We start from the raw sequence: 22727 nt of genomic DNA on the forward strand, positions 1-22727 counted from the left end.
TCGTCAGCCCTGCGGGCTGCGGTGCTTGTTATATCGCGTCAGCAGTTACACATGCAGCAGCAGGAAGCGACGTTCCCACGGGCTGATGACGCGGAAGTACTCGGCAAACTCTTTCTCTTTCATGCCGATGAACATCTTCACGAAGCGCGGCCCCAGCACCTCGGCCAGATCATGGCAGCGCGACAGGCGCTCCAGCGCTTCTTCGGTGCCACGCGGGAACTGGAACGGCAGCTCGTAGGCGTCGCTGGCCAGCGGATCGCGTGGCTTGATCTTGTTGATGATGCCCAGGTAACCGCAGGCCAGGGTGGCGGCCATGGCGATGTACGGGTTCACGTCCACGCCCGGTACGCGGTTTTCCACGCGGCGTGCCGCCGGCGAGGAATGCGGCACGCGCAGGCCGACGGTGCGGTTGTCGTAGCCCCACTCCACGTTGGTCGGCGCCGCGGTGTAGCGCGACAGGCGACGATAGGAGTTCACGTACGGCGCGAAGAACGGCATGCACTCCGGCAGGTAGTGCTGCAGACCGCCGATGAAGTGCAGGAACATCTCGGACGGAGTGCCATCCGGGTTACTGAACAGGTTCTTGCCGGTGTTGATGTCGGTCACGCTCTGGTGAATATGCATCGCGCTGCCCGGCTCGCCTTCCATCGGCTTGGCCATGAAGGTGGCGTACATATTGTGGCGGAACGCTGCCTCGCGCACGGTGCGCTTGAACAGGAACACCTGGTCGCACAGATCCAGCGCGTTGCCGTGCAGGAAGTTGATCTCCATCTGCGCGGTGCCGATTTCGTGAATCAGCGTGTCGACTTCCAGGTTCTGCGCGTGGCAGTAGTCGTAGATGTCTTCGAACAGCGGGTCGAACTCGTTCACCGCGTCGATAGCATAGGAGCGGCGGCCAAATTCGGCACGACCGGTACGACCGATCGGCGGGGCCAGCGGAATATCCGGATCCGGGTTCGGGGAAAGCAGGTAAAACTCCATCTCCGGCGCCACAACCGGAGCCCAACCATTGTCGGTGTACAGCTGCAGTACACGACGCAGCACGCTACGCGGTGCCACTTCCACCGGCGAACCATCGGCGCGGAAGGCGTCGAAAATCAGCTGCGCGGTCGGGTCGGTTGCCCACGGCACGAAGCGCAGGCTGTCGGGATCGGGCTTGAGCACCATGTCCGGATCGGTCAGATCCAGCATGCTGTCATCGGGGTAATCCCCGGTAACGGTCTGGATCAATACCGCTTCCGGCAGGCGCATTTCCGCTTCGGACACAAATTTGTCCTTGGGAACGATCTTGCCGCGTGCAACGCCGGTCATATCCGGAACAATGCACTCCACTTCAGTGATTCTGTGCTCTCGCAACCATTCGAACATTTGGTGACTCATGATGCTTTCCTCTTTTCTCCGGCCTCGCGGGCGGTCAGACCCGGGGCGGATGGTTTGCCGAGTACGAGCCGGCTATTGGTTCCGGCGCATACGGCGCTCTCGGCAGGCATCGCCGAAAGCCTTCAAAATCGCCTGGGATACTTTGTTATCCCAGTACTTCCACTCTGGATGCCACTGTACGGCAAAGGCAAAACTCTTGGCTCGGGCCACGCGGTAGGCTTCCACCAGGCCGTCTTCGGCCAGCGCCTCCACTTCCAGCCCTGGCGCCAAGCGCTTGATACCCTGCTGGTGAATAGAGTTCACCATCGCGCTATCGCAGCCCAGCCAACCCTGCAACAGCCCGCCTGCGGCCAACTTCACCGCGTGCGCCGGGCCATACATTTCTTCCACATCGCAGGTATCCGGCTCGCGGTGATCATTCAAGCCCGGCTGTTCCTGCACGTGCTGATGCAACTCGCCGCCCAGCACCACGTTGATTTCCTGGAAGCCGCGGCAGATGCCCAGCAGTGGCACGCCCTCGTCCACCAGCATGCTGATCAGCGGCAGCGTGGTAGCATCGCGCGCCACATCGTGCAGCGTGCCCTCGCGGCTGGGCTCCCCCTGATAGTGGTGCGGCTCGACGTTGGACGGCGAACCCGGCAGCAGCACGCCGTCGACCAGATCGACAATGGCGCGCAGCTGGGCGGCATCCCCCAGGGCAGGAATCAGGATGGCGATGCCACCTGCTCCGCCCACCGCGGCGGTGATGTACTTCTCACCCACCGCGTGGAACGGGAACAGCCCGATCTGCTTTACATCACATGGAATACCGATAATCGGTTGCTGCATGATTTCCTCGGTTGCTTAACTGGCAGCCTTAATCGCCGCCAACGGTTCTACATAGTCGTAACCCAAATCGCGCGCCACGGCGGCGTAGGTCACCTGGCCGCGGCACACGTTCAGGCCGTTGCGCAGGTGCGGGTTACTGGTTAACGCTTCGGCCCAGCCCTTGGCGGCCAGCTCCAGCACATAGGGCAAGGTGGCATTGGTCAGCGCCATGGTGGCGGTGCGCGCCACCCCGCCCGGCATATTGGCCACGCAGTAGTGCACGATGCCGTCCACGATATAGGTTGGGTCCTGGTGCGTGGTGGGACGGCTGCTTTCAAAACAGCCCCCCTGGTCGATCGCCACATCCACCAGCACCGCACCGGTCTTCATATTCTTCAGCATGCTGCGGCTGACCAGCTTGGGCGCCGCCGCTCCGGGCACCAGTACCGCCCCTACCACCATGTCAGCATCGCGGATCGACTCCTCGATGTTGGCCGCATTGGACATCAGTGTCTTGATGCGCCCCTGGTAAATGCTGTCGATCTCCTTCAGCCGCCCCAGCGACTTGTCCAGCAGGGTGACATCCGCCCCCAGCCCCAGCGCCATGCGCGCCGCGTTCAAGCCCACCACGCCACCACCAATCACCACCACCCGGGCCGGGGCCACGCCCGGCACGCCGCCCAGCAGCACGCCGCGGCCGCCCTGGGCCTTTTCAAGAGAATGCGCTCCGGCTTGCACTGCCATGCGGCCAGCCACTTCGGACATCGGCGCCAGCAAGGGCAGGCCGCCACGTTCGTCAGTCACCGTCTCATAAGCAATGGCAATCGCGTCGGATTCCACCAGCAAGCGAGTCTGCTCCGGGTCCGGCGCCAGGTGCAGATAGGTAAACAACACCTGCCCGGGACGCAACATGCGACACTCCACCGGCTGCGGCTCCTTGACCTTGATGATCATGTCGGCCGCGGCAAATACAGCCTCGGCCGATGCCGCGATTGAAGCCCCCGCCTGCAGGTAGTGCTCATCGGCAAAACCGATGGCAAGACCGGCGTGACTTTGCACCACTACCGCGTGGCCGGCGGCCACAATTTCACGAACACCGGACGGCGTGAGGCCAACGCGATACTCGTGATTTTTGATCTCCTTCGGAACGCCTATTAACATAGCTGTCTCCTTTGGGTGTGTCGTGATCTGTTGTACAGGTGTTGTTTAAAAAAATCTACAACAAGCTTGCAACCACACACTGATTTTGACTATAAATTGCACACGTTGCAAAGATTTTTCGTTATTGCATCGCAGCAAAGCAGCCAAAAGCGGTCAAAATCCTTATCATTGAACGTCTAAAATTATTAACATACGGATTGGACAGAAAGCATGGATGTCGGAGCACGACTACGGATGGTTCGCGAACGCATGGGTCTTTCCCAGCGCGAACTGGCCAAACGAGCTGGCGTTACCAACGGCACGATCTCTTTGATCGAGCAGAATCGCGTCAGCCCTTCGATCAGTTCGCTGCGCAAAGTGCTTGAAGGCATGCCGATGACCCTGTCGGACTTCTTCACCTTTGACGCAGACCCGCAACAGCCGCGCGTGTTCTACACCCACGACGAGCTCCCCAACCTGGGCAACGACCAGATTCAGCTGTTGCTGGTCGGCACGTCCCACGAGCGTCGCGACATCGCCATCCTGCGCGAGGTGTACCAGCCCGATGCCGATACCGGCCCGGAAATGCTGATGCACGAAGGACAGGAAGGCGGCGTTGTCCTGAAAGGCAGCATCGAAGTTACCGTGGGTAACGACGTGCGCGTTCTGGGGCCGGGCGACTCTTATTACTTTGATAGCAAGTTGCCACACCGTTTTCGCAACGTTGGCGGCGATACCTGCGAAATTGTCAGCGCAAGTTCGCCCCCTACGTTCTGACCGCCCCTGACACCGGGCGGGTAGACACAACAAAGGAGAATCACAATGGCTCGCACCCACGCTGAGTGGAAAGCCCTTTCCAGCGACCTCAAGATCGAAGGCCGCGCCTTTATCGACGGGCATTACGTCGACGCGGCCGATGGCCGCACCTTCGATTGCATCAACCCGGCAACCGGCGCCAAGCTCGCCAGCATTGCCTGGGCGGGTGAGCACGAAGTGGAGCTGGCGGTAACAGCCGCCCGCCGCGCCTTCGACAACGGCGGCTGGGCTGATCTGGCCCCGCTGGCCCGCGGGCGCATCCTGAAGCGCTTTGCCGCGCTGATTCGCCAGCATGGCGACGAGCTGGCGCTGCTGGAAACCCTGGACGCCGGCAAGCCCATTGGCGACACCACCACGGTGGATGTACCGGGCGCAGCCTATTGTGTGGAATGGTTTGCCGAAGCCATCGACAAGATCGGCGGCGAAGTAGCGCCGGTCGACCCGAAACTGGTGGGCCTGGTGACCCGCGAGGCCATCGGCGTGGTCGCCGCAGTGGTTCCGTGGAACTTCCCGATCCTGATGGCCAGCTGGAAATTCGGCCCGGCGTTGGCCGCAGGCAACGCGCTGATCCTGAAACCATCGGAAAAATCGCCGCTGACCGCCATTCGCCTGGCCGCACTGGCCAAGGAAGCCGGCATGCCGGACGGAGTGTTCCAGGTTCTGCCGGGTGCCGGCGATGTGGGCAAGCGCCTGGCCATGCACATGGACATCGACTGCATCGCCTTTACCGGCTCCACCGGCGTGGGCAAGATCATTGCCGCCGATGCCGCGCAGTCCAACCTCAAGCGCGTGTGGCTGGAGCTGGGCGGCAAGTCGCCCAACATCGTGCTGCAGGATTGCCCGGATATCGCCCGCGCCGCGCGCACCGCCGCCGGCGCCATCTTCTACAACATGGGTGAAATGTGCACCGCCGGCTCGCGCCTGCTGGTACATGAGGACATCAAGGATGCCTTCATCGCCGAATTCAAGAAGGCCGCCACCGGCTACACCCCGGCCGACCCGCTGGACCCGGCCACCGGCATGGGTGCCATCGTCGACCGCCTGCAGTACGACAAGGTGCTGTCCTATATCGACAAGGCCAAGGCCGAAGGTGCCGAACTGGTGTGCGGCGGCAAGGCGGCCCACGTCGACACCGGCCTGTTCATCGAGCCGACCGCCTTCGTGTGCCAGCGCCCGGACATGACCATCTGCCGTGAAGAAATCTTCGGCCCGGTGCTGTCCATCATCACCTTCAAGGACGTGGAAGAAGCGATCCGCATCGCCAACGATACCGAGTACGGCCTGGCTGCTGCGGTATGGACCAGCAATGTCACCACCGCACACAAAGTCTCCCGCCGCCTGCGCGCCGGCACAGTGTGGGTGAACTGCTACGACGAAGGTGGCGACATGAACTTCCCGTTCGGCGGCTTCAAACAATCCGGCAACGGCCGCGACAAGTCGCTGCATGCACTGGAAAAATACACCGAACTGAAATCGACACTGATCAAGCTGTAATCCAGCGCGATCCTTGCACCACGGGCCTGCGGGCCCGTTTTCTTTTTCCCCGCCGCGAACAAGCCCGCCGGCAAAATGTCGCAATAAGCAAAGCAGACCGACAGCAAGTCGCCGCATACTGTCAGCAAATGGCCGCCGGCCCGACTAAGTAGCGCCCCCAGGCAACCCCTACATCGAAAGAGGTAGCCGGCAGCCTACCACCGGCCAACTGGCAAGGCGTTTGCTTTGACCTACACTTTGTGCAACTCACCCGAACCCGGAAAGTGCCGTATGTTGTCCGACCGCTTTGGCAGAACCATCGAATACTTGCGCGTCTCGGTAACCGACCGCTGCGACCTGCGTTGCAGCTACTGCATCCCGAAAGGCTTCAAGGGCTTCGAAGAGCCGGAAAACTGGCTGACCTTCGATGAGATGACGCGCGTCATCGCCACCTTCGCCCGCCTGGGCACCCGCCGCTTCCGCCTGACGGGTGGCGAGCCACTGTTGCGCCGCAACCTGCCAGAGTTGGCCGCAAGACTGGCGGCGCTGCCCGGGGTGGAAGACCTGTCGCTGACCACCAACGGCACCCAGCTGGACAAGCACGCACAGGCGTTGTTCGATGCCGGCCTCAGCCGCCTGAATGTCAGCCTGGATTCGCTGCGCCGCGACTGTGTGCAGGAAATCAGCGGCAGCGACAGCCTGGACAAGGTACTGCATGGCCTGTCGGCGGCACGCGATGCCGGCTTCAAGACCATCAAGATCAATATGGTGCCGATGGTGGGCGTCAACGATGGCGACATCGAGGCGATGATTGCCTTCTGTATCGAGCACGGTTTCATCCTACGCCTGATCGAGGCCATGCCGATGGGCAGCACCGGCCAACACACGCAGGGCCTGAACCTGTCGCGACTACTGGCAGACCTGAGCCAGCGCTTCGAGCTGCAGGAAAGCTGCAAAACCCTGGGCGGCGGCCCGGCCCGTTACTGGGAAAGCCGCGATGGCCGTTTCACCCTGGGGCTGATCACGCCGATGTCGCAACACTTCTGCGCTACCTGCAACCGCGTGCGGCTGTCGGTGGATGGCACGCTGTACATGTGCCTGGGGCAGGAAGAACGCTTCGAGCTGCGCCCGCTGTTGCGCGCCGGCTGTACCGATGCCGAGCTGGAAGCCGCCATCCGCCACGCCATTGAACTGAAACCGGAAAAGCACGAATTCATCGAGCGCCCGAACCAGGTCGTGCGCTTCATGTCGATGACCGGCGGCTAGGCCGCCAGCGTTGGCCGCAACACGGCTGCCAGCCGACAGCCGGCAGCGGGCTCTGCTGCAGCCGGTTTTGCCTGGCGAGACCGGCTGCACCAGAACCCCTCAAGCGAGCCGCATCATGAACTCGGTCGAACCCCTGCTGGATGGCTTTCGCCGCTTTCAGCAAAACTACTTTTCCCCGGAACAAAACCTGTACGAAGCGCTGCGCCACGGCCAGCATCCGGCCACACTGGTGATCGGATGCTGTGATTCGCGCGTGCACCCGCCGGCACTGATGAGCAGCCAGCCGGGCGAGATGTTCGTGGTGCGGAATGTGGCCAACCTGGTACCGCCGTACGATGCCGGCAACCAGCACGCCAGCGTGGCGGCGGCACTGGAATTCGCGGTGCTGAGCCTGAACGTGGAACGCATTATCGTGATGGGCCATGCCGGCTGCGGCGGCATCCGTGCGCTGATGCAGCGCTCCACGCCACAGGACAGCGCCCTCACCCGCTGGCTGGACATCGCCGCGCCGGCGCGCGATTTTGTCTATCGCAGCTATGGTCACGAAGACGAAGCGCAGCGTCTGCATCGCTGCGAGCAGGCTGCCATCATGGTGTCGCTGGACAATCTGCTGTCCTATCCATGGCTGGCAGAAAAAGTGCAGGCCGGGCAACTGGTGCTGGACGGCTGGTATTTCGATCTCAACGACGGCGCGCTGTGGGGCTACGATGCCGCCGGCAAGGCGTTCGTACCGCTGGTGTGCCCGCTGCAGCCCAGACAGCAGGCTTCCGCCGCCTGAAGCAAGACCGGCCGCACCATGTGGCCAGCCTTGGGATAATTGACAAAGCCCTTGCGCTACGCGCAAGGGCTTTGTTGTGTGAACGCAAAAGTTACCACCTCAACGACCGGTCACGGCCGATAGCAACGGAACAAGTTGCCTTCTCGGCAGCCGGCAAGGTTGGCCGCACCATGCGGCCAACCTTGCCCCCCCTGATGCACCAAATCAGCGCAGCACGACGGTGCGATTCCCGTTCATGAACACCCGGCGCTCCAGATGGAAGCGCACTGCACGCGCCAGTGCCAGGCACTCCATGTCACGACCCACGGTCAGCAACTGCTCGGCACTGTGAGCGTGATCGACGCGCTCTACCACCTGTTCGATGATCGGACCTTCGTCCAGATCGTCGGTGACATAGTGCGCGGTGGCACCGATCAGCTTCACGCCGCGGGCATGGGCCTGATGGTAGGGTTTGGCTCCCTTGAAGCCGGGCAGGAAGGAATGGTGGATATTGATCGCCCGCCCGGACAGCAGCCGCGAGGTCTCCTGCGACAGCACCTGCATATAGCGCGCCAGCACCACCAGCTCAGCGCCGGTGGTCTCGATCAGCGCCAGCAGCGCCGCCTCCTGCTGCGGCTTGGTGTCCGCCGTCAGCGGCAGGTGGTGGTAAGGAATATCGTAGGCCTGCGCGATGGGCGCCAGGTCCGGGTGGTTGGACACCACCGCCACCACGTCCATGTCCAGATCGCCCATCTTGCGGCGATACAGCAGGTCGTTCAGGCAGTGGTCCAGCTTGGATACCATGATCAGTACGCGCGGGCGCACGTGGCTGTCGTGCAGCGTCCATTCCAGCACGCCCTGCTCGGTCAGGCCGCTCAGCGCCGTGCGCAGCCCGCTCTCGGTAAAGGTGCCATCCAGCGCGTGGAAGGTGCAGCGCACGAAAAAGCGCTCGGTGTCCGGGTCGTCAAACACCGCCAGTTCATCGATATAGCAGTGCTGCATGTCCAGCAGATGCGAAATGCGGGCGACCTGGCCCGGCCCGCTGCGACAAGTACAGGCCAGGGTGTAACGGTGGGATGCGGTCATGGTGTTGTCTCCTTGTGCCTGCAGTTCATATTGCCAGCCCGCTGGGGGCATTGCGGCCAACCTTAGCCTGCTGCTACGTTGCGTACTGGTCGCCAGCCGTCACCGGTTGGCCTTTTCTGGACATTCCCCTGGTCGGGCCGACATGGGTTGATGTCGGAAACAGACAGGAATCGCCGCGGCAGACGTGGCCCAATGCTGGCATATCATAGGCGACCAGCAAGGAGACGACGTGAACACCCCCATTCTGTGCAGTTATATCGGTGGCCGCAGCATCGACAATCCGGCACTGCCGCTGGTAGACAATATCGAGCCGGCTACCGGTAAAGTGCTGTGCCGCGTACAACAGGCTGGCGATGCCGAAGTGGCACTGGCGGTGGAGGCGGCACAGCAAGGCTTTGCCGTGTGGTCGGCCATGAGCGGTGCCGAACGCGGTCGCATCCTCAACCGCGCCGCACTACTGCTGCGCGAGCGCAACCGCCAGCTGGCGGAGCTGGAAGTACGCGACAACGGCAAGCCAATCCAGGAAGCCGAGGTGGTGGACGTACTGTCCGGCGCCGACTGCGTGGAGTATTTCGGCGGCCTGGCCGCCAGCATCCACGGCCAGCAATTCGCGCTCAAGGGCGCGTTTGCCTACACCCGCCGCGAACCGCTGGGCGTGTGCCTGGGCATCGGTGCCTGGAACTACCCGCTGCAGATCGCCTGCTGGAAATCGGCACCGGCGCTGGCCTGTGGCAACGCCATGATCTACAAGCCGGCCTCGCTCACGCCGATGACCGCCATCGAACTGGCCAAGATCTACACCGAAGCCGGCGTGCCGGACGGCGTGTTCAACGTGATCCTCGGCAGCTCCGCCCCGGCGCGGCAGCTGATCGCCCATCCGGGCGTAGCCAAGGTATCGGTGACCGGCTCGGTGGAAACCGGCAAGGCCATCATGGCCGATGCCGCCAAGACGCTGAAGCGCGTCACCATGGAACTGGGCGGCAAGTCGCCGCTGATCATTTTCGATGACGCCGACCTGGACCAGGCAGTATCCGCCGCCATGCTGGCCAACTTCTACACCCAGGGCGAAATCTGCACCAACGGCACCCGCGTATTCGTGCACGAGTCCATCCATGATGCCTTCCTGGAAAAACTGGTGACCCGCACCCGCAAGCTGAAGATCGGCGACCCGATGCAGCCGGACACCCAGGTCGGCGCGCAGATCTCCGGCGACCATGCGGCCAACGTGCTGCGCTACGTCGAGCTGGGCATTGCCGAAGGCGCCAGCCTGCTGGCCGGTGGCCAGCGCGTGGAAGTGCCGGGCTGCGAGGGCGGCCACTTCATCGCCCCCACCATCTTTGCCGGCTGTCACGACGACATGAGCATCGTGCGCGAAGAAATCTTCGGCCCGGTGATGTCGGTACTGAAATTCAAGGACGAGGCCGAAGTGCTGGCGCGAGCCAACAACACCCGCCTGGGCCTGGCCGCCGGGGTATTCACCCGCGACCTGACCCGTGGCCACCGCATGGCCGAGAAGCTGCAGGCCGGCGTGTGCTGGATCAACAATTACAACATCACGCCGATCGAAATGCCGTTCGGCGGGCTGAAGGAATCCGGCATCGGCCACGAGAACAGCCTGGTCACACTGGACTACTACACCCAGCTGAAGAGCGTGTACGTGGAGCTGTCGGGCGTCGCCTGCCCGTACGAATAAGACAGCACAGACAACACCACGCTCACCGCGTTGCGTCCCCAGGCTCGGGTACGCAGCGCGGTTTTGTCTGCCACGCCCGCGCTGACCTAGCGAAGCGCCCACCCTGAACGCGGCCCGAGGCCGCAAGAGAACGGTCATGAAACAGGAATTCGACTACATCATCGTCGGCGCCGGTTCGGCCGGCTGCGTACTGGCTGCGCGGCTGACCGAAGACCCGGGCGTGAGCGTGCTGCTGCTGGAAGCCGGCGGCCCGGACTGGCGCCTGGACTGGCGCACGCAGATGCCATCCGCGCTGGCCTACCCGCTGCAGGGCAAGACCTACAACTGGGCCTACACCACCCAGCCCGAACCGCACATGGGCAACCGCATCATGACCCAGGGCCGCGGCAAAGGGTTGGGCGGCTCATCGCTGATCAACGGCATGGTCTACATCCGCGGCAACGCCATGGATTACGACGGCTGGGCCGCGAACAAGGGGCTGGAGGACTGGAGCTACCGCGACTGTCTGCCCTACTTTCGCAAGGCGGAAACCTATGACAAGGGTGGCAACGACTATCACGGCAACAACGGGCCGCTGCACGTCACCACCCCCAAGGCCGACATCTCGCCGCTGTTTGCCGCCTTCGTCGCCGCCGGCGAGCAGGCCGGCCACCCGCGTACCGACGACCTGAACGGCTACCGCCAGGAAGGCTTCGGTCCGATGGACCGCACCACCACCGCTGACGGCCGCCGCTGCAGCACCTCGCTGGCCTACCTGGACACCGCGCGGCAGCGGCCAACCTTGCAGGTGAAAACCCGCGCGCTGGCCGACCGCATCCTGTTCGACGGCAAGCGCGCCATCGGCGTCAGCTATCTGCAGGGCGACAGCTGGCACGAGGCGTTCGCCAGCCGCGAAGTGATCGTCAGCAACGGCGCCATCGCCTCGCCGCAGCTGCTGCAGCGCTCTGGCGTCGGCAACGCCGACGAGCTGCGCGCCATGGGCATCAACAGCGTGGCGCACCTGCCGGGCGTGGGCGAAAACCTGCAGGACCACCTGGAAATGTACCTGCAGTACGAGTGCCTCAAACCGGTGTCGCTGTACCCGGCGCTGCAGTGGTGGAACAAGCCGCCGATCGGCATCGAATGGTATCTGCGCGGCACCGGCATCGGCGCCAGCAACCACTTCGAGGCCGGCGGCTTCATCCGCAGCGACGAAAGCTTCGCCTGGCCCAATCTGCAGTACCACTTCATTCCGCTGGCGATGAACTACGACGGCAGCAACCCGGTGAAGGCGCACGGCTTCCAGTGCCATGTCGGCTCCATGCGTTCGCCCAGTACCGGCAGCGTGAAGCTGAAAAGCTGCGACCCGCGCGACCATCCGATCCTGCGCTTCAACTACATGGCGCACGACACCGACTGGCGCGAGTTCCGCGCCGGGGTGCGCATCACCCGCGAGATCATCGCGCAGCAGGCGATGGACGAGTTCCGCGGCAAGGAAATCAAGCCGGGCATGATGATCAAGAGCGATGCCGAGATCGACGCCTTCGTGCGCGAACACGCCGAAACCGCGCTGCACCCGTCCTGCACCTGCAAGATGGGCGACGCCAGCGATCCGATGGCGGTAGTGGACAACGAAGGCCGCGTGCACGGCCTGAGCGGGCTGCGCGTGGTGGATGCCTCGATCATGCCGCAGGTCACCACCGGCAACCTCAACGCGCCCACCATCATGATGGCGGAGAAGATCGCCGACCGCATCCGCGGCCGTGCGCCACTGCCGCGCTCGCAGGCACCCTACTTTGTCGCCGGCCGGCAGCCGGCCAAGCTGGCCGAAGCCGCCGCCCGTGACCCGCAGGCGGCCCTGCTGTGGTATCCGCCCAGGGCCGAAGCCATTCGTTGACCCGACTCCACACCTGTCACGCGCACTCCGGTGCGCGTTTTTTATTTGCGCAGCCGGCAGTGCAAATAAAAATGGCCCGCCAGTTGCGAGCCGTTTTTCATATCCGAATATTTCAGCAGATGACTGCCAGATCTTCCTTCGACAACCAGTCGCTACCGCCACGCGGCCAGGCCACCAGTACGCCACGCGCCTTGTCGTAGGCAACCACGGTGCCGTCGAACTTTTTCACATAGCCATGCGGGGCGTAATTCACGCGCAGGCCGGCTTCCAGTTGAATGTTCTTGTTACGCAGCAGTGCCAGCAGGCTAGAGATAATGTATTTCATTTCAGCGTCCAATATGTTTTTCAGTCATCAAACTACACCGCAATTGTAGCGCCATCTTGTGCAATGCAACATCAAGATTGCGACACAAATGTTCGATACTGATCATATAAATGTATTTTTACGAATCGATTACAATCGATAACGAAAGTTCATCTCCGCCACATCACCGCAAGCGATAGTCGCCCGCAACACAGGCAGACTGTCGCAAAAAAGCCGCATTTCCCATAAAAATCAAAATATTATAATTGCCACACCATGCTGGCGAGCGGCGCCAAAGCATTGCCATAGCCGACCGCTTTCATGCCATGACCGACGCAATTCCGGCACTTTCCCGCCCTGCCCGCGCCGCCAGCCAAGACCCGCCGCCGGATGGCGAAAAAGCCGCCGACGGCACGCATTGACGCCCGTCAAGGCGCTCTCTAGATTGACTGACAGCCATGTCAGGCAGACAGGAGAGATCGCCCGGGTAGCCCCCAGCGGCGGCGCCGAAGGGGAATCGCCCCGAAAACTCTCAGGCAAAAGAACTGTCCTGCCCAGGCTCTCTGGAGAGCAGATGCGCCGCCCGCGCATCTCGCCGAAGGCAGCACGGCGCATCGTCAACCCGATGCGCCCAATCTCTCAGGCAAACGGACAGAGGGGGCAAGCACGGTCGCCAGCGACCACCCACCCCGTTTATCGGGCTTGCGGCCAACGTTGGCCGCAGCCCACCCGTTTGGAGAGCGCCATGTTTACCCAGGATATGCAGATTGCCGGTTTCGACGACGCCCTGTGGGCCGCCATGCAGGCCGAAGACCAGCGCCAGCAGGACCACATCGAGCTGATTGCCTCCGAGAACTACACCAGCCCGCGCGTAATGCAGGCACAGGGCAGCCAGCTCACCAACAAGTACGCCGAGGGCTACCCCGGCAAGCGCTACTACGGCGGCTGCGAACACGTGGACGTCGTCGAGCAGCTGGCCATCGACCGCGCCAAGCAGCTGTTCGGCGCCGATTACGCCAACGTGCAACCACACTCCGGCAGCCAGGCCAATGCCGCCGTGTACATGGCACTGCTGGAACCGCACGACACCGTGCTGGGCATGAGCCTGGCGCACGGCGGCCACCTCACCCACGGCGCCAAGGTCAACTTCTCCGGCAAGATCTACCACGCGGTGCAGTACGGTCTGAACCCGGAAACCGGCGAGATCGACTACGACGAAGTGCAGCGCATGGCCAATGAATACCAGCCGAAGATGATCGTGGCAGGTTTCTCCGCCTACTCGCTGGTGGTGGACTGGAAGCGCATGCGCGAGATCGCCGACAGCATCGGCGCCTACCTGTTCGTGGACATGGCCCACGTTGCCGGCCTGGTGGCCGCCGGCCTGTACCCGAACCCGATTCCGCACGCCCACGTGGTGACCACCACCACCCACAAGACCCTGCGCGGCCCGCGCGGCGGCCTGATCCTGGCGGCCAGCAACCCGGAACTGGAAAAGAAACTGAACTCGGTGGTATTCCCCGGCATCCAGGGTGGCCCGCTGATGCACGTGATCGCCGCCAAGGCGGTGGCGTTCCAGGAAGCGCTGCAGCCGGAGTTCGTTGACTACCAGAAGCAAGTGCTGGCCAATGCCCGCGCCATGGTGCATGTGTTCCAGACCCGCGGCTACAGCATCGTGTCCGGCAAGACCGATGACCACCTGTTCCTGCTGAACCTGATCGACAAGGGCCTCACCGGCAAGGCCGCCGATGCCGCGCTGGGCGCCGCCCACATCACCGTGAACAAGAACGCGGTGCCGAACGATCCGCAAAGCCCGTTCGTGACCAGCGGCATCCGCATCGGCACTCCGGCCATCACCAGCCGTGGCTTCAAGGAAACCGAAGCCCGCCAGGTGGCGCACTGGGTGTGCGACATCCTCGACGACATCGAGAACCCGGAAGTGAGCGCACGCGTGAAACGCCAGGTAGCGGAGCTGTGCGCCGCGTATCCGGTATACCGCGCAGTCAGCGAGAGCTGATCATGGCCATCAGCGTGTTTGATCTGTTCAAGATCGGCATCGGCCCATCCAGCTCCCACACCGTCGGCCCGATGCGCGCCGCGCGACAGTTCGTCGCCCGCCTGGAGAAGGACGGCCAGCTGGCCGCCGTAGCCAGCGTGCGTTGCGAGCTGTTCGGCTCGCTGGGCGCCACCGGCAAGGGCCATGGCTCCGACATCGCGGTACTGCTGGGGCTGCAGGGCGAACTGCCGGACGAAGTCGACACCGACGCCGTGCCGGCGATGGTGGCGGCGATTCGTGACAGCAAGCGGCTGCGACTGCTGGGCAGCCACGAGGTGCTATTCGCGGAAGGTGAACACCTGGTGCTGCACAAGCGCAAATCGCTGCCCTACCACCCCAACGGCATGACCTTCGAGGCGCGCGACGACCGCGGCGAAGTCATCGTCAAGCGGGCGTATTACTCGGTGGGCGGTGGTTTCGTGGTGGACGAAGCGGCGGTGGACGCCGGCTTCGTACCACCGGGCGCCACCGAGCTGCGCCACCCGTTCAAGAACGCGGCCGAGCTGTTGGCACTGTGCAAGGAGCATGGCAAGCCGATCAGCCAGATCATGCTGGAGAACGAGCTAGCCTGGCGCAGCGAGGAAGAAGTGCGCGCCGGCCTGCTGGGCATCTGGCACGTGATGCAGGCTTGCGTGCAGCGCGGCTGTGCGCACGAAGGCATCCTGCCCGGCGGCATGAAAGTAAAACGCCGCGCCGCCGACATGCACCGCAAGCTGCTGTCGACGCCGGAAGCCAGCCTGCGTGACCCGCTGACTGTGATGGACTGGGTGAACCTGTACGCGCTGGCGGTGAACGAGGAAAACGCCGGCGGCGGCCGCGTGGTCACCGCACCGACCAACGGCGCGGCCGGCATCGTGCCGGCGGTGTTGCACTACTACGCCCGCTTCGTGCCCGGCGCCAGCGACGACGGCGTGGTGCGCTTCCTGCTCACCGCCGGTGCCATCGGCATCCTGTTCAAGCTTAACGCCTCCATCTCCGGCGCCGAAGTCGGTTGCCAGGGCGAGGTCGGCTCCGCCTGTTCGATGGCGGCAGGCGGCCTGGCCGAGGTGATGGGCGGCACGCCGGAACAGGTGGAAAATGCCGCCGAGATCGGCATGGAGCACAACCTGGGCCTGACCTGCGACCCGGTGGGCGGCCTGGTGCAGGTGCCGTGTATCGAACGCAACGCCATGGCGTCGGTGAAGGCCATCAACGCGGTGCGCATGGCGCTGCGCGGAGACGGTCAGCATTTTGTGTCGCTGGACCGGGTGATCAAGACCATGCGTGACACCGGCCGCGACATGAGCACCAAGTACAAGGAAACCGCCCGCGGTGGCCTGGCAGTAAACATCGTCGAGGTACCGGTCAACATTGTCGAGTGCTGAGCGGCACTGCGGCCAACGTTGGCCGCCCCCACGACAAACGCCCGCAGCTGCGGGCGTTTTTTTATCTGCCGTGTGGACCGCTTGCTCAGGCCAGCTGCAGGCTGACCGCGATATTGCCGCGGGTGGCGCGGGAATACGGGCAGACCTGGTGTGCGGCATCGATCACCGTCTGCGCCGCCGCGGCCGCCACGCCCGGCAGGCTGATGTTCAAGGTCACCGCCAGGCCGAAGCCGCTATCGTCACGCCCGATGCTCACCGCTGCCGCTACAGCCGCGCTAGCCGGCAGGGCCACGCGCTGCTGGCCGGCGACCAGCTTGAGCGCCGACAGGAAGCAGGCGGCGTAGCCGGCGGCAAACAGCTGCTCCGGGTTACTGCCAGCGCCATTGCCACCCAGTGCTGGCGGCATCGCCAGTGGCACATCCAGTTGACGATCGTCGCTGACGGCGCGGCCATCACGGCCGCCAGTAGCGGTGGCATGGGCGGTATACAGAACTTGCATGGTGTACTCCTGGGCTGTGCGATTGGGGAGCCACAATGATCATACACAACTAAATTGCACACAACTTGTATTTGGCAATATCAGCCATTGCTCCACCCTATTGCCGGCCGCAAAACCGCCAGCGCCGGTGGTGGCTTTCAGGCGGCAACAAGGCACGTCTATCTACAACTGAGGGCTCCGGCGACACCAGCCGCCGCCAGAAAGCACGACAGCAGCTCGCTGTAGCCACCACAGCCCCATCCACTCAGCGCACGGGAGCAACAACGACAAAGCCGCCATCACAGGATGGCGGCTTTTGCACGGCAGACGCAGAATCAGTTGGCCAGGTGGTGCTGTACGGCAGCCATGCCGTCCTTGCCATCGAAGGTGGTCACGCCCGCGAGCCAGTTCTTCAGCACGAACGGGTTTTTCTTCAGGTAGTCGCGCGCGGCGGTTTCCGGCTTGACCTTGGCCATGATCGGGCCCATCACGCGGTTTTCGATGTCGGTGGTGAATTGCAGGTTGGTCAGCAGTTTCGCCACGTTCGGACAGCGGGTCTGATAGTCGGTAGCCAGCGCGGTGTACACCTTGGCCTCGCCGAAGTTGGGGCCGAACACGTCATCGCCACCGGCCAGGTAGGTCATCTTGAACTTCACGTTCATCGGATGCGGCTCCCAGCCCAGGAACACTACCCAGCTCTTCTGGCGGATCGCGCGTTCCACTTCCGACATCATGCCGGCTTCGCTCGATTCCACCAGTTTGAAGCCGGTCAGGCCAAACTGGTTCTTCTTGATCATGTCCTGGATCAGCTTGTTGCCGTCGTTACCCGGCTCGATGCCGAAGATCTTACCGTTTAGCTTGTCCTTGAACTTGGCAATGTCGGCAAAGGTTTTCAGGCCGCCAGCCGCCACATAGTCCGGCACCGCCAGCGTGTACTTGGCGCCCACCAGGTTGGGGCGATCCAGCACCTTCAGCTGCCCAGCCTTGGCAAACGGCTCGATCATCGGCGTCATACTCGGGTTCCAGTAGCCGAGAAAGGCGTCGATCTGCTTGTTCTTGATACCGGCAAAGGTGATCGGCACCGAAGCAATGGTGGTCACCGGTTTGTAGCCCAACCCTTCCAGCACCACGCTGGCCATGCCGGTGGTGGCAGCGATATCGGTCCAGCCGACATCGGCAAAACGCACCTTCTGGCACTGGGCGGATTCGGCCGCCAGCGCCATACTGCTGACGGTACCGATCAACAGCGCCCCCGCAATCTTGTAAGCATTCATTGTTTGGCTCCTGCTTCTGCTATTTATTTGGATGGCGCATGGCGCCGGGCTACGGCCATCGGGATGATGGCCTGTGCCAGATTGCCACGCTGCTTGCGGCCAACTTGCCTGCGCACGACTCGCAGTTGCCTACAAGCGGCGTCGAGGCATCACATGATGGCGGCTTCAAGTGCCAGCTGTTGCCGCTCACGGCTGGGTGGGTAGCCAAACAGGCTGCGGTAGGATTTGGAGAAATGCGACGACGACAGGAAGCCGGTGGCCACCGTCACTTCCATCACGCTCATATTGGTCTGCAGCAGCAGCTCGCGCGCGCGGCGCAGGCGCAGGTCCAGGTAGTACTGCGCCGGCGTGCTACCCAGGTAGCGCTTGAACAGCCGCTCCAGGTGGCGCAGCGATACCCCCAGCTCAGCGGCCAGATCGTCCAGCGGACGCGGGTTCTCGATGTTCATTTCCATCGCCAGCGCGGCGTCGATCAGCGATTCGTGACCGGTGCCCACCCGTGCCAGCAAGGGGATGTGCTGGTGGTCGTGCTGGTCGCGGATGCGGTCGACGATGAACTGGGCGGACACGTCTGCGGCCAACCCTTTGCCACCCTTGTAGCGGATCAGGTTGCACATCATGTCCAGCGGCGCGGTGCCGCCACTACAGGTCAGCCGATCGCGATCGATAACGAACAGCTCGCTGGAAAACTGGATCTTGGGAAACTCCTCGCGGATCGACGACAGGTTTTCCCAGTGAATACTGCTGCGGTAGCCGTTCATCACCCCTGCCTTCGCCAGCGCGAAGGGCCCGGTACAGACCCCGCCCAGCGGCACGCCGGCGGCGGCAAAGCGACGGATGATAGCGAGCGTGGCATCGCTGGTGGCCTCGCGTACCTGAATGCCGCCACAGACGATGAGCAGATCGTAGTCGCTCGGCTCCCCCGGCCCGGTGGTAGGGGCCAGCGCCAGACCGTTACTGGCCGCCACCGGCTGGCCATCGCTGGAAATCAGCGACCAGCGGTACAAGCGTTTGCGCGACAGTTGATTGGCCATGCGCAGCGGTTCTACCGCATTGGCAAAGGCGATCATGGAAAAATTGGGCAACATCAGGAAACCGATGTGGCCCAGCGAACCAAGTTGCTCAGGGCTCATGGTGACCTCCGGTAGGGGCTGTGTGTGGATGGGTCGCACCTCGTAGCGGGTGCTGTGTAAAACGTAAACCGGTATGTCGCAAATACCGGGCCAGCTGTCGCCGGCCCGGTCGTTTTATTTTTTGCCGCTTAGTGACCGCCCCCTTGCGGTGAACTCGGGCCTCGGCCAAAGCTCTCGGTCAGGCGGTCCAGAATGATAGCCAGCAACACTACCGCAAGGCCGCTCTCGAAGCCAAGTCCAACGTCCAGTCGCTGGATACTGGCCAGCACGTCGTTACCCAGGCCACCCGCCCCCACCATGGAGGCGATGATCACCATCGACAGCGCCATCATGATGGTCTGGTTGACCCCGGCCATGATAGCCGGCAGCGCGATTGGCAGCTGCACCTTGAACAGCAGCTGGGTCGGCGTGCAGCCAAAGGCATGGCCAGCCTCGACCTGCTCCTTGTTCACCTGGCGAATGCCCAGGCTGGTCAGGCGCACCGCCGGTGGCACGGCAAACACCACCGTGGCCAGAATGCCGGGCACGCGGCCCAGGCCAAAGAACATCGCCGCCGGAATCAGGTACACGAATGCCGGCATGGTCTGCATAAAGTCTAGCACCGGACGCACCAGCGTGTTGACGCGGCGGCTGCGGGCACACCAGATACCCACCGGCACCCCCAGCAACAGGCTGATGATGGTGGCAGACAGCGTAAGCGCCAGCGTGGCAATGGTTTGCGCCCAGAAGCCGGTACCCAGGATCAGCGCGAATGCCGCCAGTACGAACAGGGAGAAGCGCCAAGTCAAACGCCAGATGCCCAGCGCACAGAAGAAGCCAATCACCAGCCACACCGGCAGCGACAGCAGCGCCACTTCCACATTCTCGGCGAACAGGTCCACCGTCTTGCCGATGGCGTCGAAGGCGCCGCCGTTGTTATCCAGCAGGAAATGAATGAAGTCGTTGACCCATTCGCCAATGGGCAGGAAGTCGTGCGGGTTGGCGATAAATTTTTGCCAGAAGTCGTTCATGGCGTGTACTCCAGTACGGACAGGCCAGCGGCGCCGTCCTCGTCAATCGGGGAATCGGCTCGCGGCTTAGTGCACAGCCGTCTGCAGGCGGTGCTCGGACAACTTGGACAGTACGCTGGAAGCGGTAATCACCCCCAGGTAGCGGCCATCGTTGTCAATCACCGGCAGCGGCTCGCGCTGGCCCTGCAGGCGCTTGAGCACATCGGGCAGCGCCGAGGCCGGGGTGATCGGCGATACCGGCACACAGCGTTCGGCCGGGTTACAGCCCTCGGCACGCAAACTGTCGCGGCCAACCAGCCCCAGCAGCTTGTTGTCACCGGAAACACAGGCCACCCAGTTGTGGTGCTGCAAGTCGTGCGGGCCGGCGAGATTGCCGCTCACCATCACGCCCACGCCATGCGGGTCGAGCAGATCCTTGGCCAGCAGGTAGCGCGAGGTATCCACGCTCTTGAAGAATTCGCGTACATAGTCTTCAGCCGGGTTTTCGATGATTTCCTGCGGTGTACCCACCTGCACCAGACGGCCGCCTTCCATGATGGCGATGCGGGTACCGATGCGCAGCGCTTCTTCCAGATCGTGCGACACGAAGAAAATGGTGCGGCGGTGATCGCGCTGCAGTTGCAGCAGGATGTCCTGCATTTCGCTGCGCTTGAGCGGGTCCAGCGCCGAGAACGCCTCGTCCATCAGCATCAGCGACGGGTTGACCGCCAGCGCGCGCACCAGGCCGACACGCTGCTGCATGCCGCCGGACAGCTCGTGCGGCATCTTCCGGGCGAAAGTGGCCAGCCCGACCTGCTCCAGCACCTCCATCGCGCGTTTCTCGCGCTCCTTGCGGCCAACCCCGGCGATTTCCAGGCCAAAGGCGGCGTTATCCAGCACGGTACGGTGCGGCATCAGCGCAAAGCTCTGGAACACCATGCTCATGTCGCGGCGACGCAGCGACACCAGCTCGCTGGGCGACAGTTTGGTGATGTCCTGGCCATCCAGCAGGATGCGACCGTCGGTGGGGTCCATCAGCCGGTTGATCAGGCGGATCAGCGACGACTTGCCGGAGCCGGACAGGCCCATCAGCACGAAGATCTCACCTTCGTCCACCGAGAACGACACGTTGTTCACGCCAACCACTTGCCCGGTGTTGCGGAACACCGTTTCTTTGGTTTCCCCAAGCTTAAGCAGACGCATTGCGTCCTGCGGCTTGTCTCCGAAAACCTTGTACAGGTTTTCTACTACGATCTTGCCTGACTGCATTGCTTTCTCCTTTGCCCTGGCGAGGCTGCTGCACCGCAGCAAGCGCCGTGCCTTGGTGCACTGCGCAAACAACCGGCGTAACCACACCCAAGCTGTTGTAGTAATTGATATGTATCAAGGAAAAGATATGGATGATACGACTGGAGAAGCAATGACCAACCGACGCCTACCTGTCGTAAAACGACATTGCACCAATCAGTACCACAGAAGGGGCCAATATCGTTGTAATGCCCGCCAGACGGGCGCTTTCGTCCCCGTTACTGTGCATGCTGCAGTGGCGAAAAACACAGCGCCGGTCGTTCCAAGACAGGTCAGCATGCGCCTTTTTGTCGGTCTTGGCTGTACAAAAATTGCACACGGCTCCAGCCAAAGAGAAACGCCGCCCGGTGGGTACTCGAACGGCGTGAAATAAAGGGTAAATCGGCAGCCAAAAGGCCGTCAGCGGTCTAGCACCACCGGCGTCAATGGCACACTGCAACATGGCAGGATCCAGCCCTGGTCGATCTCGCGCTGGCGAATACCACCGCCGTGCTTCATGTCCACCTTGCCCTCCAGCAGCTTGGTCTTGCAGGTGCCGCACAGGCCCTTGGAACAGGACGACGGCACCCGCAACCCCTGCTGCTGCGCAGCGGCCAGGATGGTCTGCCCGGGCTTGGTATGCACCACGTCGCCCAGCTTGGCAAAGCGCACATCGAAGCCACCCTCGCCCTCGCCGTCGCAGGCGGTCGCCACATCCGGCTCCGGCGCGGCAGCCGAGGTCAGCTCGGCAAAGTTGAAGCTTTCTTCGTGGTACAGCGCCATGTCGAAACCGGCGGCCTGCAACAGCGCCCGCACGGCAGTCATGTACGGCGCCGGGCCACAGCAGTAGACCGCCCGCTGGCGGAAATCCGGCACCAGCCGTTCCAGCGCCGGCAGGTCGAGGAAGCCTTCCAGGCCATGCCATTCCGGCTCCGGATGGCGGCTCTGCACGATGGCGGCCTGGCGGAAGCCATTGCGCGCCCGTGCCAGCTGCACCAGCTCGTGGCGGAAGATCAGATCCGCCGGCGAGCGCGCGCTATGCACGAAGGCGACGTCCATGCTGCCGCCCAAGTCGCCCAGCGCACGGCTCATCGACATCAGCGGCGTGATGCCGCTACCGGCCGACAGGAACAGATAACGATCGGCCGGGGCGTGAGCGAAACTGAATTCGCCGGACGGCCCCAGCACGCTGATTTTCATGCCCGGCTGCAGATTGTCGTGCAGCCAGTTGGACACCTGCCCGCCCGGCACGCGCTTGACGGTGATGGTGACCGTGTCCGGCCGCGTCGGCGACGACGACATCGTGTAGCAGCGGTTGACGGTGGCGCCGTCGATCTCCAGCTCCAGGGTCAGAAACTGCCCCGGCAGGTAGGCAAAACGCCGCGCCGGTACGGCACGGAAGGTAAAGGTGCGCACATCGTGCGTTTCATCGTGCACCGACACGCACTGCAAGGTGTCATCGACACCGCTTTGCCAGTACGGCGCCGGTTCGGTAAAGGCGAAGGTGGGAGTGGCGGTAGTCATGATGGCACCCTGTGATGGCTGGGCCGA

Annotated in this window: 19 protein-coding genes and 2 riboswitches; of the genes, 8 read left to right on the forward strand and 11 right to left on the reverse strand. The window is 63.1% G+C overall.

Annotated elements, in window-relative coordinates; translation table 11 throughout:
* Positions 1-45 precede the first annotated feature (45 nt).
* From ABNW52_RS09865 to ald, 3 genes are all read right to left on the reverse strand, one after another.
* Positions 46-1380, reverse strand: a complete 1335-nt coding sequence (locus ABNW52_RS09865; RefSeq protein ID WP_349587018.1) for a glutamine synthetase family protein — start codon at positions 1378-1380, stop codon at positions 46-48.
* A 72-nt stretch (positions 1381-1452) separates the two neighbouring features.
* Complete coding sequence (locus tag ABNW52_RS09870) at positions 1453-2208, reverse strand: gamma-glutamyl-gamma-aminobutyrate hydrolase family protein (protein WP_349587020.1); 756 nt, start codon at positions 2206-2208, stop codon at positions 1453-1455.
* 15 nt (positions 2209-2223) lie between these two features.
* A complete protein-coding gene (ald, locus tag ABNW52_RS09875) occupies positions 2224-3348 on the reverse strand; it encodes an alanine dehydrogenase (RefSeq protein ID WP_349587023.1) in 1125 nt (374 codons plus the stop codon).
* A gap of 210 nt (positions 3349-3558) precedes the next feature.
* Between ald and ABNW52_RS09880 the strand changes: the two genes are divergently transcribed.
* The 4 genes from ABNW52_RS09880 (at position 3559) to ABNW52_RS09895 (ending at position 7660) form a co-directional block, all read left to right on the forward strand.
* Positions 3559-4104: a cupin domain-containing protein gene (locus tag ABNW52_RS09880; RefSeq protein ID WP_349587026.1), complete on the forward strand. Its 546-nt coding sequence runs from the start codon at positions 3559-3561 to the stop codon at positions 4102-4104.
* A gap of 45 nt (positions 4105-4149) precedes the next feature.
* Entirely contained in the window at positions 4150-5637 is a 1488-nt protein-coding gene (locus ABNW52_RS09885; protein ID WP_349587029.1) for an aldehyde dehydrogenase, read from the forward strand.
* A 270-nt stretch (positions 5638-5907) separates the two neighbouring features.
* On the forward strand, positions 5908-6882 hold the full coding sequence (gene moaA / locus ABNW52_RS09890; RefSeq protein WP_349587032.1) for a GTP 3',8-cyclase MoaA: 975 nt from the start codon (positions 5908-5910) through the stop codon (positions 6880-6882).
* A gap of 115 nt (positions 6883-6997) precedes the next feature.
* Positions 6998-7660: a carbonic anhydrase gene (locus ABNW52_RS09895; protein ID WP_349587035.1), complete on the forward strand. Its 663-nt coding sequence runs from the start codon at positions 6998-7000 to the stop codon at positions 7658-7660.
* Between the two features lie 204 nt (positions 7661-7864).
* Here the strand turns inward: ABNW52_RS09895 and purU are convergent, their stop codons facing one another.
* Positions 7865-8725 carry a formyltetrahydrofolate deformylase gene (gene purU / locus ABNW52_RS09900; protein WP_349587038.1) on the reverse strand — a complete coding sequence of 287 codons (861 nt, stop codon included), beginning with the start codon at positions 8723-8725 and terminating at the stop codon, positions 7865-7867.
* Positions 8726-8954: 229 nt separating this feature from the next.
* Here purU and betB point away from each other — a divergent pair, with 229 nt between their 5' ends.
* Together betB and betA are read left to right on the forward strand one after the other, a co-directional pair.
* On the forward strand, positions 8955-10418 hold the full coding sequence (gene betB, locus ABNW52_RS09905; protein WP_349587041.1) for a betaine-aldehyde dehydrogenase: 1464 nt from the start codon (positions 8955-8957) through the stop codon (positions 10416-10418).
* A gap of 136 nt (positions 10419-10554) precedes the next feature.
* Positions 10555-12294: a choline dehydrogenase gene (gene betA / locus ABNW52_RS09910; protein ID WP_349587044.1), complete on the forward strand. Its 1740-nt coding sequence runs from the start codon at positions 10555-10557 to the stop codon at positions 12292-12294.
* Between the two features lie 112 nt (positions 12295-12406).
* On the opposite strand, the gene ABNW52_RS09915 is transcribed toward betA, so the two are convergent.
* Positions 12407-12619 (reverse strand): hypothetical protein, encoded by a 213-nt coding sequence (locus tag ABNW52_RS09915; RefSeq protein ID WP_349587047.1) that lies wholly within the window; start codon positions 12617-12619, stop codon positions 12407-12409.
* 439 nt (positions 12620-13058) lie between these two features.
* A riboswitch (glycine riboswitch) is annotated at positions 13059-13156 on the forward strand.
* A 1-nt stretch (position 13157) separates the two neighbouring features.
* Positions 13158-13257: riboswitch (glycine riboswitch) on the forward strand.
* A gap of 86 nt (positions 13258-13343) precedes the next feature.
* Here ABNW52_RS09915 and glyA point away from each other — a divergent pair.
* Both glyA and ABNW52_RS09925 read left to right on the forward strand, forming a co-directional pair.
* Positions 13344-14612: a serine hydroxymethyltransferase gene (glyA, locus tag ABNW52_RS09920; protein WP_349587050.1), complete on the forward strand. Its 1269-nt coding sequence runs from the start codon at positions 13344-13346 to the stop codon at positions 14610-14612.
* A 2-nt stretch (positions 14613-14614) separates the two neighbouring features.
* The gene (locus ABNW52_RS09925; protein WP_349587053.1) at positions 14615-16015 is read left to right on the forward strand and encodes an L-serine ammonia-lyase; all 1401 of its coding nucleotides are present in this window, start codon (positions 14615-14617) and stop codon (positions 16013-16015) included.
* Between the two features lie 85 nt (positions 16016-16100).
* Here the strand turns inward: ABNW52_RS09925 and ABNW52_RS09930 are convergent, their stop codons facing one another.
* From ABNW52_RS09930 to ABNW52_RS09955, 6 genes are all read right to left on the reverse strand, one after another.
* Positions 16101-16514, reverse strand: coding sequence for an organic hydroperoxide resistance protein (locus ABNW52_RS09930; protein ID WP_349587055.1), 414 nt, complete (start codon positions 16512-16514; stop codon positions 16101-16103).
* 314 nt (positions 16515-16828) lie between these two features.
* Positions 16829-17767 carry a choline ABC transporter substrate-binding protein gene (locus ABNW52_RS09935; protein ID WP_349587058.1) on the reverse strand — a complete coding sequence of 313 codons (939 nt, stop codon included), beginning with the start codon at positions 17765-17767 and terminating at the stop codon, positions 16829-16831.
* Positions 17768-17916: 149 nt separating this feature from the next.
* Positions 17917-18900, reverse strand: coding sequence for a GlxA family transcriptional regulator (locus ABNW52_RS09940; protein ID WP_349587061.1), 984 nt, complete (start codon positions 18898-18900; stop codon positions 17917-17919).
* A gap of 128 nt (positions 18901-19028) precedes the next feature.
* Positions 19029-19910 (reverse strand): ABC transporter permease, encoded by an 882-nt coding sequence (locus ABNW52_RS09945; RefSeq protein WP_349587064.1) that lies wholly within the window; start codon positions 19908-19910, stop codon positions 19029-19031.
* 66 nt (positions 19911-19976) lie between these two features.
* Positions 19977-21092, reverse strand: a complete 1116-nt coding sequence (locus ABNW52_RS09950; RefSeq protein WP_349587067.1) for a quaternary amine ABC transporter ATP-binding protein — start codon at positions 21090-21092, stop codon at positions 19977-19979.
* A gap of 504 nt (positions 21093-21596) precedes the next feature.
* On the reverse strand, positions 21597-22700 hold the full coding sequence (locus ABNW52_RS09955; protein ID WP_349587070.1) for an FAD-binding oxidoreductase: 1104 nt from the start codon (positions 22698-22700) through the stop codon (positions 21597-21599).
* Positions 22701-22727 lie beyond the last annotated feature (27 nt).

The sequence above is a fragment of the Vogesella oryzagri genome (assembly GCF_040148885.1).
Classification (GTDB): Bacteria; Pseudomonadota; Gammaproteobacteria; order Burkholderiales; family Chromobacteriaceae; genus Vogesella; species Vogesella oryzagri.